The organism is Paenibacillus sp. 01T431, assembly GCF_056398625.1.
Genome location: NZ_JBFTPT010000012.1, coordinates 257,619 through 270,414, shown reverse-complemented (window position 1 = coordinate 270,414; position 12,796 = coordinate 257,619). Strand labels below are relative to the sequence as shown.

The following is a 12,796-nucleotide window of genomic DNA, read 5'->3' as shown; positions in this document are numbered from 1 at the left end:
AGTTTACAGTTAAAACACAGACTTCGGAACTACTTATATCTACAATTCTAGACCAATGTACCCAAAACCTCCCAAACATTAAAATAAATTTCCTTAGGTGCTCATTTTTCTATAAACAAGCAAAAAACAAAAAAACGCTCGAAAATTCAAGCGTTTTACGATTATTTTATAGTGTACTTCAGCATAGTTGCTCTCGCGCGAAAGCATCACACCACTAAGCTCCTTCACTCATACGACTGCACAGGCTGGACTCCCTCATGACTTACCGTATCTATGACAGCTTGAAAAAGATTCGGCGGGTACTCCGCAATGCGGTGGCACAAGTACAAATACCATTCATGTCCATAAGTAAGATAAATCCTGATCGGATGTCCTGCTGCTTTCAGCTTGCTGCTCAAATCTGGACGAATGCCATACAGCATTTCAAACTCAGCATTAGAGCTTGATCCCACTCCTTGATTAAGAAGTTGTTCAATAATAGACTCATCATGGGTAGCGATCGATACACGATGTCCTTGGCGGAGCGCGCTCTCGACAAGTTCAACATAACGATCATTTAGCGCAGGAGTACGAGGTAACGAGTATTCACTGGATTCTTGATACGCGCCTTTGACGATGCGGATACGGCTAGGTGAGGATATAGCTGCCAAATCCTGCGGTGTTCTTTTCAAATGCGCCTGCAACGTAATGCCGACATTCGGATAAATAGAAGCTGCTCGCTCAAAAATAGACAGTATTCTGTCCGTCTTCGAGGACTCTTCCATACTAATGAATAGTTCAACACCAGCTTTCTGCGCCTGCTCAGCTAGATTCATAAGATTCGAATAAGCAAGCTCCTTATCCAGCGAGAGCCCGATATGTGATAGATCAAATGATACTCGTGCGGAGAGCTCATTTTGCCGAGCTTCATGGATGAGCGTCATCATTTCTGCAACTGCTGCCTCACATTCAGCGACATCAGCTGTATTCTCGCCGATATACTCGAGTGATACCGCGTATCCTTTGGAGGAAAGCTCGCTTGCTGCTTCAACTCCATCTTGCCTTGCTTCACCCGTTACATACCGAGCAGCTGCACGTCGCAGCATTTGGTTCAGCTCTGGCGTTTGCTCCACATATGACTTTAGGTCAGGACGACGAGCGATAGATTTGAGCGCTGCTGTAAATTGTTTTTCTAAGTCTGATCTGTAATGCATAATGGTTCAACCACTCCTTTATTCAAGTAAATCTAAGTTTACAAGCTAGGCAGGAAGCGGTATTGTATAAAATTGCTCCATTTCAAATAGACAAAGCATATTTTTGCGGCGTTGCCCCAACGATTTTGACAAATGCTTTCGAAAAGTGACTCTGGTCATAAAAGCCCACTTCTGCTGCAATTTCGGATATTGGTCGCTGCTTGGTCAATTCCAGCTTTGCATGATTGATTCTCAGCAAAATCTGATAAGCGTGCGGAGGCAGATGGCTCCATTTCTTAAATAGACGAACAAGATGAAATCTGCTGATACCCGCTTCATTCTCCAGCTGTTCCAACGTAACATTTTCGTCATAATGCGCATGCAGATACTCTTTTATCAGTTTGACGTACTTTTGATCCTGTTTACGCTGTGATTCATGTTCAAGATCTTCCGTATTCTGACTAACGAGTGCTTGTACCAGCTCAATTAAAGCCGTTTCGATTTCAAGCGGAGTACCTTTGCTAATAAGTGCCTCCATCGTCCGGTTTATTTGCAATCGACAAACATTATTTTTACCCTCTTCCAGCAAGTACGGGATATCAAGCTGGCCAAGCTCTGTATGATTAAGGCCTTGAAACCATTCGGGCTTGATGAAAAGCATCTTGTACTGCCACTCCATATCATCAAGAGGATGACAAGCATGCATCATTTTCGGCGGAAAACTAATGACCCTTCCCGCTTCAACTTGAAGCAGCGTTCCATCGCACCATGCGCTCGTTTCACCCTCATCTATAAGTCCAATCGAATATTCCTCATGAAAATGCTTTTGATAAGCAAGATCGCTCCTCATACATCGTTTTGCTTCCAAAAAAGGCAGCGAATCCTCGCGGTAAAAGGTCACAGTTGACATGCTTGTGCCCTCCTCTTAGGCTTCAACTTAACTATTCCATAAGCTTTAGTATATCATGATTCCAGTTAACCAATGGACATCCATATACACAAAAAAACACGCCCGAATTGGCGTGTTCTTCTTAGTAGCGAATGATGGAGTTTCACAATTGAATTTTTCTTAGTCCAGCTTAATTCCAAAACCGCTTCCTAGGTTGTTCCCAGCAACTAGAAATGCTTTCGCACTGCGCTGTAAGCTTGTTTCCTCGTCATAACTGTATGGGTTTGCACTTAATCGGTTGAATATTCTTTGCTCTGCTTCCCTTGAAGCCTCATCGATATCATAGATGTAAAAATGCTTTTGAAACTGCAATATATTGGAGCCATGACTTAAAATCTTATTTAAATTCGGATAAAGCAGCCACGAATGACAAATGTACACTGGAGATATTCCTCTAAAAAAAACTCTGGCTAATTCAAAGGACTCTTCTACGCCCTGTTGAGAAAGAGGTTCGCCTTGTGGAATATGTACATTAAGCACAATTTGATTTTTAAATATTTTTTGTCCTTCTACCTCTAAATCACGATCTATAGCAAAAGGCTGAAATTGCAATCTGCCCAATCGGAATAAACGAAGCTGAACATGCTCTTGCAGCCAATTGTATTCTTCAATCCCGTATTCATTGAAATCACGCTTGCAGGTTAAACACCAGATTTGAATATCAGAGAAGGTATCATAATAATATTGATCACTAATCCCTCGTATCTGGTACTCCTCATACGCATCTACAGCAAATCTAACAAATAAATACAATAACAATTTCCGATAACCTTTTGTTTGCTTTACCTTTTCAAAAAATGAATATCGATCTGAAAGAAAATGTTGTTTATATTGACTATACTCCTCTTCCTTCATAGGATACGCATATACTTGCCGCCGAGCAGCCTCGTTAAGCCTAATCCCCTCACAAAACTTTGTTATGTCCAAGACAATTCCACCTCTTTTTTCATCAAATCAGGTAAAAGATTTATTTATAGTCAATCTCCCCTGATTATATTGAAAAAATTGTACTCCTTGAATATTTTTTCATCAAGAGTAAAGTTTTGATCTATTCAATTAATTTTCCTTTTATCTTGTCAACCCATTTGTCCCCTCTCAAAGTCTACCGCTGCCAATAGTTATCGTCAAAGAGAGAGGGTCTATCCCGAAAGTAGCTGTAGCTACCTTTAGAACAGACCCTTTTCGCTAATGTGTATATACAGCAAGTAGAACCAAATATACTTCACACTCAAGCTCACCAATCGCTTCTATCCTGCATATATGCAGGGTAGAGGCTTGTATGCGATGCGGATAGGCGTCTATGTTGCACACCATACAACATAGAGACCGATTAGTTAGCTAACCATTGAAGTTTTCAACATTTTATTGCAAATATACAGGATAGGTGAGGTATACACGCTTATAAGGAATAAGTTACTGCATATGTGCAGGATAACAAGGTAGTTAACCACATGCTGGCCTTAAACTACCTCAAGATAAAACCTCTTACCGTTAGGTTGTCTGCTCATCTTGCACAAAATTTAACACCCGGTCATCCATATGAAAATGCTTTTGATAGGCAAGATCGCTCCTCATACATCGCTTTGCTTCCAAAAAAGGCAGCGAATCCTCGCGGTAAAAGGTCACAGTTGACATGCTTGTGTCCTCCTCTTAGGCTTAAACTTAACTATTCCATAAGCTTTAGTATATCATGATTCTAGTGAACCCATGGACATCCTTATACACAAAAAACACGCCCGAATTGGCGTGTTCCATCTTTATATGTTCACCTCGAATACTTCCTTCGCAACTTGAATCGCCGACACAGCTCGCGGCCATCCAGCGTAAAACGCCAGATGGGTCAACGCTTCGATCAGTTCTTCTTCGGTCAGACCGTTCTCTTTTGCAAGGCGGAGATGATAAGAGAGCTGTTCTGTAAGTCCACCGGCGACTAGCGCTGATATCGTAAGGAGACTGCGTTCCCGAAGCGATAATTGTTCTCTTCTCCACACGTCACCGAAGAGTACTTCTTCCGAATATCGCACGAAAGCAGGTGCAATATCCCCAAACGATTCTCGGGCAGTTGATTTGATTTTTTGATGCTTCATTCTTATGCCTCCCCTTAGTTGTCTGGACGTTCGATCATTTGTGCTACGCCGTTACCGAATGACCAGTCCTCGAATTCCGTATCGACCAGTACGACGAAAACGTCTTCTTTCCTCATGTTAAGCGTATTTGATAATCGTTCGGCTAACTTTGCGTAAAAGCTTTTTTTCTGCTCGGTGCTTCTTCCGGATTTGAGCGTAATTTGAATATAGAGCAGCCCGTCACTTCGCTCTATATTTAAGTAATTCCGGCTAAAATAAAACTCGCTTTCTTTGTGTGAATGGAAAACTTGAAAGCAATCATTCTCCGGCACGTTAAAATGCTGAATTAGTGCATTCATAATCGCCTGGCTTATGATGGGTAGCTGTTCTTTCCCATATTGGTTTTCCATGTAACTTACTCTGATGAATGGCATTTTATATCACTCCTTCAATGGGATAACTTAATTTTACTCCCCGCTAATTTATTTGTATAATTGAATAAAATGATATTTTAATTCAATTATACCGATGGAGATATGTGCTATGGACTTAAAGGAACTAATTACGTTTCGAACCATTATTCAAGAAGGAAACTTCACCAAAGCGGCCGCAAAATTGAATTACGCGCAGTCTACGATTACTAATCAAGTCCAGCGGCTGGAGAAGGAATTGGGCATCCAGCTATTTAAGCGAGGATGGGATGCAGAGTTAACCGCTTCTGGACAAATTTTTGCCGTGGAAATTGACAAGCTCATTCAACACTGGAACCATGTAACTGAGCAAGCAAAAGCTTTGCAAAGAGAGGAGATTGGCTCCCTGCGCGTCGGAGGACTAGCATCGATATTCGAGCATGTGCTGCCAAGCTCACTGCGGCAATTCCAGGAACTTAAACCAAAAGTATCATGTCACTTTGTCAGCGGGAACACCGACTCCTTGTCACGAGCGGTACTCCAGAACCAACTGGACTTTGCCATATGCGGAGAGCCTGCCGATTTTTCTTCATTTAGTTTTGAGCCTCTATATAACGAGAATATTTCCTTCATTGTAGCGAACAACCATCCCTTGGCTGAAAGAAACGGAATAATATCCTTTGAAGAACTGCTTAACTATCAAATGATCGTTGGAGGAAATACCTGCTTGTATTATCTGCGGTTAGCTAAGCAATATTCCCATTACACCGAAACCCCTTTTCTATATACGGTGAATCAAATTTCGGCTATTCCTTCATTCGTTCAGAGAATACCTTCCGTTGGAGCCGTTCTAGATTCAACAGCGTTACCCACGAATGTTGTGAAAATTCACGTTGAACTGAAGAATTCAACCATTCCAGTCGGTTTGCTGCAATTACGTAACACGGAGTATAATTCATCATCCAAAAATCTTTTCATGCAATATGTAAAAGAGGAACTGCAGCGAAACGAAGTGTATTGAGCTTTCGTTTAGCACCAAAAATAAGGTCAACCAGAAGCTATGATGGCATCTTTCTCTTTTGGGTCTGTTGATGCTCACTTAAGCAAATGGCGGGCAAGTGAATTTTGACGTATAATCGAGGCGGGTTATGGAGCTAAACACACATAGGTTCTTACAGTGTGCGAAACTGCTAGGTTTGTGGTCTGTAAGAACATATATGCACTTATAGAGTTGCTGAAGCGTATGGTCATGGCGGGAAATGGAGCAATAAGCACACATAGGTTCTTACAATGTGCGAAACGGCTAGGTTTGTGGTCTGTAAGAACATATATGCGCTTACAGGGTTGCTGAGGCATATGGTCAAGGCGGGAAATGGAGCAATAAGCACGCATAGGTTCTTACAGCGTGTGAAACGGCTAGGTTTGTGGTCTGTAAGAACATATATGCGCTTATAGAGTTGCTGAGGCGTATGGTCGAGGCGGGAAATGGAGCAATAAACACACATAGGTTCTTACAGTGTGCAAAACGGCTAGGTTTGTTGGAGGGTGCCCCTGAAGCTTATTGCTTTTGGAACACCCTCTGATTTACTTCATTGCTAAAGCCTAGGGTTAAAGCTAGATTTAGGTTATCTGCTCATCCTGCACAAAATTTAACACCCGGTCATCCACCGCTGCGGATTCCCCTAGATCAGGCTGGTCGCTAAGCGTGATTACAGGCTCAGTCAAGAAGCCATGCAGCTCAAAAAGAGCAATCTCGTTGCGTCCCTTCCGCATCAATGGCCCTGGGATATAAAGCGCACGCTGAGGTCCAATGTCCCAGTACCGTCCCAGATTAAAGCCATTAATCCATGCTACGCCTTTATTCCAACCATCAAATCTTAAAAAAGTGTCCCCGATCTCTTCTACCTCAAAGGAACCTTTGTAAAATGCAGGAGTTTCTACATGTAATTCATGAGCATTCGTTCTCTCGTAGCGGACAGATGATAGAGAGTCAGGACAAAGAGGAAGCGTCCGAATCGTCCAATTGTATAGAAATTGATTATCAAGGAGCACTCCTTCGGTAATCCCCTTCGGATCACGAAGTCGAGGACCGTAATTGATTCGCCCCATGTTCTCGACAAGGATATCGAGTCTTGCCCCATTTTCTGGGATGCTAATATCTAAGGGCTTAGGGTCCCAGCGCTCCACCACACCTAATAACTTGCCATCTAGAAATACTTGCGCTCGGTCACGAACCTCTTGAATATACAGCTTCTGCCCAGATCGAGGTCCTTTTACCCATGTCGAATACAAAATAAAACCGTACGCCTGATCGAATTTCTCCATAGGCTGTATGAATGTCGACTTTACTGGCTCTGATAATTGGTCCAAATTATCAAGCAGTGTCGCGCTCTCTGACAGTGTCACTTTGCCGTATGAATATTTAGGAATCGGCTGCGGCATCTCACAACCTGGCTCGATGCCGTGCTTAGCAAACACGCTGCGAACCGCCTCATACTTACTCGTCACATCCCCCCACTCACTCAGCGGTGCATCATAATCATAGCTAGTTACCGTAGGCTCATACGTTTTAATATGATTGGCGCCATTGTAAAATCCGAAATTCGTTCCGCCATGGAACATATAAAGATTAACCGATGAACCACTATCCAATATTTTATCCAGTTCTTCGGCCACTTCAGCTGCATCACGAACATGGTGAGGCTCCATCCAATGATCGAACCATCCATTCCAAAACTCCATAACCATAAGCGGTTCTGTTTCTCTATACTCCCGATACTTTCCGAACGATTCCGCAACTCGCGATCCAAAATTCACTGTTGCATGAACATCATCTATCGTGCCGCCGAGCAGCATCTCGTCAGTAGGCCCGTCAGAAGTGAAGAGCAGCACGTCTATCCCTCTTTGTACAAGCCCATCTCGAATATAGGTCAAATAGGAGGTATCATTGCCGTAGCTGCCATATTCATTTTCTACCTGTACCGCAAGAATCGGCCCACCCTTCGTAGAGAGCAGTGGAACAAGCTTAGGAATTAATACATCGTAATAAAGGTCTACCTTCGCCAAATAGGCACTATCCGAGCAGCGAAGCTGCATATCATTCTCTTTCAATAGCCATGCCGGCAATCCCCCAAATTCCCACTCCGCACAAATAAATGGGCTGGGACGAACAATCACGTGCAAGCCCAGTTGTCCCGCAAGCTCAATAAACTGGACGATGTCTGCCATTCCTTCAAATTGAAATTGACCTTCCTGCGGCTCATGCACATTCCAAGCAACATACGTTTCTACTGTATTAAATCCACATGCCTGCAATTTCTGCAAACGATCCATCCAATACTCTGGCACGATACGGAAATAGTGTACGGCACCCGACACAATACGATAAGGCTCCCCATGCAAATAATACTGCCCATTTCTAATCTCCAATTGACTCATGGTTTCCTCTCCCAACCTTTATAGTTTCCAATGCTAACATCGAATCTAATTGCTATTAAACACGGCAAAACGTTTTATTATTGGCCGCTCTACCGACTCAAGTACAGTTAAACGTATTCTGTCTGTGGAAATTGGTTGGAAGAAATCTATTTTTTTGTGCCCAATTGCGCTCCCACGGATCATTTCTATCCATTCATTACCGGCTTGAACCTCAATTTTATAGTCCCGTACCCGTTCTCCATAAGCGATATCTTCCATTGTGATGATATGGTCGATGACAAGTTTCCGAGGCAACACAAGCTCGATAACCTCTCCCTCGCCAAACAGCTCGGCAAGTGAATGATCAAACCTGCGACGAACCTCGTTTCCAAACGAAATAACCCGGTTCACATCTGCCTCCGGCATAAGCCCCCGGTTATCTGGCGTAACATTCAAAAGCAGTGTTGCACCATGGCCAACCGACCGATAATAGATATCCATTAATTGCTCCAAGGAAAGCAGCAGATGCTCCTCCTCAGGATGCCAGAACCATCGGTCCTTTCGAATAGGGACATCGCATTCTGCCGGTACCCAGCGAGGTGTTTCAGGCAGCCATTTCAGATCTCCTTCACTAAACATGCTTACCCGAGCAGATTCAGCTGTATTCCAGCAAGGATAAGGGGCAAGACCATCCTCATTCCCTACCCATCGGATCGTCGGTGCTCCCATATTAAACACCATGGCATCGGGCTGATGCTGCTTAATTAAGCTCATGATTCGTTTCCAGTCATACTCTCTTCCTTCTGAGCCCGCTCCATCGAACCAGATCTCAACGAGTGGACCATAACCCGTTAGCAATTCCTCCAGCTGACTAGCGTAGAAGAGATCATACGCTTCTGGATCGGAATAACATGGTTCATGTCTATCCCAAGGTGATAAATAAAGGCCAAAACCAATTCCTTCTTCCCGGCAGGCATCTGCACAATCCCTTACGATATCGCCTTTGCCCTCTCTCCAAGGACTAGAGGCAACCGAATAATCTGTCGTTGCGGTCGGCCAAAGACAGAAGCCGTCATGATGTTTTGCCGTAAGGACGAAGTATCGGAAGCCTGCAGCCTTTGCCGTACGCACCCACTGGCGGGCATCAAGCTGGGCCGGATTAAATAGAGAAGGCGAGTCATTTCCATCGCCCCATTCCTGATCACAAAACGTATTCATTCCAAAGTGACAAAACATTCCGAGTTCAAGATCCTGCCAACGACGCTGCTGCTCGGTTGGTACTGATAATGATGATGATGAGTTAGCCATGCTGCATCTCCCTTTCCTTGCACTCCTAAGTTGCCATTGATCCGACACAAGAAAAAGGAGCTTTGCAGCAGCCATGTCTAGACTGCTCAAAGCTCCTCAATTTCGGTTTCAATTCACTTAACTTTATTTTGTTTCTTTCTCATCAATGATTCTCGTCGCTTCTTTTACCATCCATGCTTGTACATCGTCAATGGAATCGCTGCTAAGCATGAACTTGCTAAAGCCATCTCCGATAACTTTGGTCAAATCAGCAGTACTTGTCGTTACCACTTGTGAAGCATCCAAATATTTAATTTCAGGGCCAAACAATGTGTTTTTAAGCGATTCAACATCATATTTATCAGCGTTTGCACCAATCAAGCGATCAAGTACGACGTTTTGGTCTGATTTTTTCCAGCCAGAGAATTCGTTTCTTGATTCCGAATCAGTTGTTGTCATAAAGCGCATTAATTTGAACGAAGCTTCTTTATGCTTGGAAGTCGCACCCATTACTAGATGCCCTCCACCTACAAAGTACTTACCGCCTTCATAATCTTTTGGCTGCGCATTCGCAGGAGGAAGCGGAACTGGAGCAAATGCCGTTTTGAAATCATGCGGATATTGCTCCGTATTTCCTGGGTCAGGAATCATAAAGCTTCCGGAAAGAATCATCGCAGCACTTTCACTGAAAAATTCAGTACGATAGTTAAGCTTCGATGCAAGAACATCCGCATAAGGCTTAGCCGATTTATCTACCGTTTCCATGTCTTTGCGCAGCTGGAAGAAGTATTTATACGTTGGATCAGCCAAGATCGTCGTTCCATCATCATAACGGAAAGGATCTTTCATCACCGTTTGGGCTGGAGCATTCATATACAATTCCCATGTATGGAAGTACGAACCGTACTGTTTATCCACGCCTTCGCCTTTGGTCAGCTTCTTGGAGTAATCACGGAAGTCATCCCATGTCCAACCGTATGTCGGCACTGGCAAGCCTGCTGCATCCAGGGCATCCTTATTCAATAGAATGAACTGGTAACCTGTAGACATCTGCATGCCGTAAGTTTTGTCGCCCACTTTTGGATTAACAAAATATTCATCCGCAGCAACGAGATTATTGGCAGCATAATATTCATCCAGCGGAGCTAGCGCGCCTCTAGTTGCTCTTTCGATAACCGCTGACGCGCTCGGAACGTTTACGACGTCGACCGCTTCACCCGAAGAGATTAGAAAATCAAGCTTTTTCAACATTTCCAAGGAATTACCCGGAACAAGAATGACATGCTCAACTTTAATATCCGGATTTTCTTTCTCAAATTCTTGCAGCATAGCTTTTGTACCAACCTCTTGAGCTGCACTGTCAAAATTGTAATACTTAATGGTCACTTGCTTGTCCGCCGTACCCTCAGACCCGGCAGCGTTTGAGCTTTTAGGCGAATTAGAATTACCTCCACATGCGCTTAGCACTGCAAAAGCCGCTAACAAAAGACAGATCGAAACTAAAAACTTGCGTTTACCCTTATGATTCATTTTTTTGCCCCCCTATTTAATAGCTGACTCATCTTCTTTCATCATCAGTATAAAGATTGGACGATTCATAGAAGAGTATAATTTTGAGGTAAAATGATTACTTTTTTGACTTTTTTTCAAATATCACCCTTTGACTCCGCCAAGGGCAATTCCGTTAATTACTTGCTTCTGCAATATAATAAATATAATTAACAAAGGGATAATGGCTGACAGCGCGGCCATCATCATAATGGCATCATTCGTTGTATAATCATCCCTGAACAAGCTCATACCCAGCGGGATCGTATACAAATCTTTGGATTGCAGGAAAATAAGCGGATTCTGATAATCATTCCATGACCATATGAACTTTATAATAGCGACGGTAGCAAGCACCGGTTGGCAAAGCGGAATGATAATCGAGCGGAAAATCCTTAAATGGCCTGCTCCATCAATTCTCGCAGCTTCCATATACTCATCGCTGATGCCCGCCATGAACTGACGAAGCAGGAATGTGAAATAAATAGAAAACATCCCCATAAAAATAAGCGCAAAGTGACTATCATAAATACCCAGCCAGCGAACCAGCATAAACCGAGGAATTAGAGTGGCCTGATCCGGTATAATCATGAACGAAATCAGAGCCATAAAGACAAGGCCTCTCCCTCTAAACCGGAGTTTGGTAAATGCAAAAGCTGCCATAGTGGAAAAGAGCAATGTGAGACATGTGACTATTAAAGCTATTTTAATTGAGTTGAAATAAATATGAAGAAAGTTTACATTTCCCATCCAAACTGCTTTAAAATTGTACAACACATTAATATTTTTAGGAATCCACTCAATGGGAAAACGCATAACATCCTTTTCAAATTTAAACGCTGATGAAATCATCCATATGAATGGAACTAAGAAGAAAATAGATATGGCACCCATGATGATGGTAACAATTATTTTTGATATATTTTTTCTTATGATAAGCAAGCTGACCCCTCCCCCTTATAATGATTCTTCATTTCTGAATTTCCAGGTAACCGCAGTAATGACAGCAATAATCGCAAATAGCAGCCATGAGATTGAAGCCGCGTACCCCATGTTATAATTCACGAATCCTTCCTCATAAATCCGGAATACAATGACTGTAGAAGAATTGTCTGGTCCCCCTGCTGTCAAATAAGAGATAATATCGAATACTTTGAAAGAGCCAATCAACATCGTAATAAACAAGAAGAACGTTGTCGGACGAAGCAATGGAACCGTAATTTTGAGAAACTTGGTCATTGAAGTCGCACCGTCGATATCCGCCGCTTCATATAGTTCATTCGAAATACTTGTAAGACCGGCCAAATAAATAATAATCGTATAACCAAGCCCTGCCCAAGAAGTGATGATCGCAATGGCGATAAGTGAAGTTTTTGGATCCACCAGCCACTTAGGCGGGTTGGAAATGCCTAGATCCATCAAAAACTGATTAATCGGTCCTAGTGAAGGATGGAACAATGCGCTCCACACTGCCGCAACAGCAATAATGGATGAAATATAGGGAATGAAAAACACAACCTTAAAGTAATCCTTCCAAAACACCTTATTGTGAATGAGAACAGCAAGTACCAGCGATATAGCAATCGGAACCGGCACCGTTAGCACGGTATAAAGCAGATTGTTTTTCAACGCTTTAATGATGGTTGGATCATGAAACATTTTAATATAATTGTCGATACCGTTAAACTTAATGCCTCCTAGACCTGATAACAAGTCCCACGAAGTAAAGCTCAAATAAAGAGAAAACCCAAGTGCAAATACATTCAGCAATAACATACCTATGATTTCTGGGGCAAGAAACAGCCAGCCGATTAATGCTTCTTTCCGCCTCGGAGTCCAAAATTTTCTTGGCTTCTGTAGAATTTCAGGGTTTGTGATTGGTTTAGCAGCTTCCATTTCGTATCACCTCAACATTTATTAAGTTGATACTAATGATAATAGAAATCC

General features: G+C 42.8%; 12 protein-coding genes. 1 reads left to right on the top strand and 11 read right to left on the bottom strand.

The features are described 5' to 3' along the window. Positions 1–224 precede the first annotated feature (224 nt). The 6 genes from AC1DM9_RS22340 to AC1DM9_RS22315 form a co-directional block, all read right to left on the bottom strand. The gene (locus AC1DM9_RS22340; RefSeq protein WP_477582282.1) at positions 225–1,193 is read right to left on the bottom strand and encodes a proline dehydrogenase family protein; all 969 of its coding nucleotides are present in this window, start codon (positions 1,191–1,193) and stop codon (positions 225–227) included. Positions 1,194–1,275: 82 nt separating this feature from the next. Continuing rightward, the gene (locus tag AC1DM9_RS22335) at positions 1,276–2,082 is read right to left on the bottom strand and encodes a helix-turn-helix transcriptional regulator (RefSeq protein ID WP_477509175.1); all 807 of its coding nucleotides are present in this window, start codon (positions 2,080–2,082) and stop codon (positions 1,276–1,278) included. Between the two features lie 159 nt (positions 2,083–2,241). Then, on the bottom strand, positions 2,242–3,048 hold the full coding sequence (locus tag AC1DM9_RS22330) for an acyltransferase domain-containing protein (protein ID WP_477551553.1): 807 nt from the start codon (positions 3,046–3,048) through the stop codon (positions 2,242–2,244). A gap of 564 nt (positions 3,049–3,612) precedes the next feature. Further along, positions 3,613–3,756, bottom strand: coding sequence for a hypothetical protein (locus AC1DM9_RS22325; RefSeq protein WP_477509177.1), 144 nt, complete (start codon positions 3,754–3,756; stop codon positions 3,613–3,615). Between the two features lie 122 nt (positions 3,757–3,878). Next, positions 3,879–4,208, bottom strand: coding sequence for a carboxymuconolactone decarboxylase family protein (locus AC1DM9_RS22320; RefSeq protein ID WP_477582280.1), 330 nt, complete (start codon positions 4,206–4,208; stop codon positions 3,879–3,881). A 14-nt stretch (positions 4,209–4,222) separates the two neighbouring features. After that, positions 4,223–4,621 (bottom strand): tautomerase family protein, encoded by a 399-nt coding sequence (locus tag AC1DM9_RS22315; protein ID WP_477509179.1) that lies wholly within the window; start codon positions 4,619–4,621, stop codon positions 4,223–4,225. A gap of 109 nt (positions 4,622–4,730) precedes the next feature. On the opposite strand from AC1DM9_RS22315, the gene AC1DM9_RS22310 reads away from it, so the two are divergent. Continuing rightward, on the top strand, positions 4,731–5,618 hold the full coding sequence (locus AC1DM9_RS22310; RefSeq protein ID WP_477551552.1) for a LysR family transcriptional regulator: 888 nt from the start codon (positions 4,731–4,733) through the stop codon (positions 5,616–5,618). Positions 5,619–6,217: 599 nt separating this feature from the next. Here the strand turns inward: AC1DM9_RS22310 and AC1DM9_RS22305 are convergent. The 5 genes from AC1DM9_RS22305 to AC1DM9_RS22285 all read right to left on the bottom strand — a co-directional run bounded on the left by AC1DM9_RS22305 (position 6,218) and on the right by AC1DM9_RS22285 (position 12,745). After that, positions 6,218–8,035 carry a glycoside hydrolase family 35 protein gene (locus tag AC1DM9_RS22305; protein WP_477582278.1) on the bottom strand — a complete coding sequence of 606 codons (1,818 nt, stop codon included), beginning with the start codon at positions 8,033–8,035 and terminating at the stop codon, positions 6,218–6,220. 45 nt (positions 8,036–8,080) lie between these two features. Continuing rightward, entirely contained in the window at positions 8,081–9,322 is a 1,242-nt protein-coding gene (locus AC1DM9_RS22300; RefSeq protein WP_477582276.1) for an alpha-L-fucosidase, read from the bottom strand. 123 nt (positions 9,323–9,445) lie between these two features. After that, positions 9,446–10,831, bottom strand: coding sequence for an ABC transporter substrate-binding protein (locus AC1DM9_RS22295; protein ID WP_076269514.1), 1,386 nt, complete (start codon positions 10,829–10,831; stop codon positions 9,446–9,448). 123 nt (positions 10,832–10,954) lie between these two features. Continuing rightward, complete coding sequence (locus tag AC1DM9_RS22290) at positions 10,955–11,743, bottom strand: carbohydrate ABC transporter permease (RefSeq protein WP_076269617.1); 789 nt, start codon at positions 11,741–11,743, stop codon at positions 10,955–10,957. 63 nt (positions 11,744–11,806) lie between these two features. Further along, positions 11,807–12,745, bottom strand: coding sequence for a carbohydrate ABC transporter permease (locus tag AC1DM9_RS22285; protein ID WP_076269513.1), 939 nt, complete (start codon positions 12,743–12,745; stop codon positions 11,807–11,809). Positions 12,746–12,796: the final 51 nt, after the last annotated feature.

Coding starts and splice junctions, on each gene's coding strand:
- AC1DM9_RS22310 (WP_477551552.1), top strand. CDS start 4,731: ATGGACTTAAAGGAACTAATTACGTTTCGAACCATTATTCAAGAAGGA.
- AC1DM9_RS22340 (WP_477582282.1), bottom strand. CDS start 1,193: ATGCATTACAGATCAGACTTAGAAAAACAATTTACAGCAGCGCTCAAA.
- AC1DM9_RS22305 (WP_477582278.1), bottom strand. CDS start 8,035: ATGAGTCAATTGGAGATTAGAAATGGGCAGTATTATTTGCATGGGGAG.
- AC1DM9_RS22320 (WP_477582280.1), bottom strand. CDS start 4,208: ATGAAGCATCAAAAAATCAAATCAACTGCCCGAGAATCGTTTGGGGAT.
- AC1DM9_RS22290 (WP_076269617.1), bottom strand. CDS start 11,743: ATGGGTGCCATATCTATTTTCTTCTTAGTTCCATTCATATGGATGATT.
- AC1DM9_RS22295 (WP_076269514.1), bottom strand. CDS start 10,831: ATGAATCATAAGGGTAAACGCAAGTTTTTAGTTTCGATCTGTCTTTTG.
- AC1DM9_RS22285 (WP_076269513.1), bottom strand. CDS start 12,745: ATGGAAGCTGCTAAACCAATCACAAACCCTGAAATTCTACAGAAGCCA.
- AC1DM9_RS22300 (WP_477582276.1), bottom strand. CDS start 9,322: ATGGCTAACTCATCATCATCATTATCAGTACCAACCGAGCAGCAGCGT.
- AC1DM9_RS22315 (WP_477509179.1), bottom strand. CDS start 4,621: ATGCCATTCATCAGAGTAAGTTACATGGAAAACCAATATGGGAAAGAA.
- AC1DM9_RS22335 (WP_477509175.1), bottom strand. CDS start 2,082: ATGTCAACTGTGACCTTTTACCGCGAGGATTCGCTGCCTTTTTTGGAA.
- AC1DM9_RS22325 (WP_477509177.1), bottom strand. CDS start 3,756: ATGTCAACTGTGACCTTTTACCGCGAGGATTCGCTGCCTTTTTTGGAA.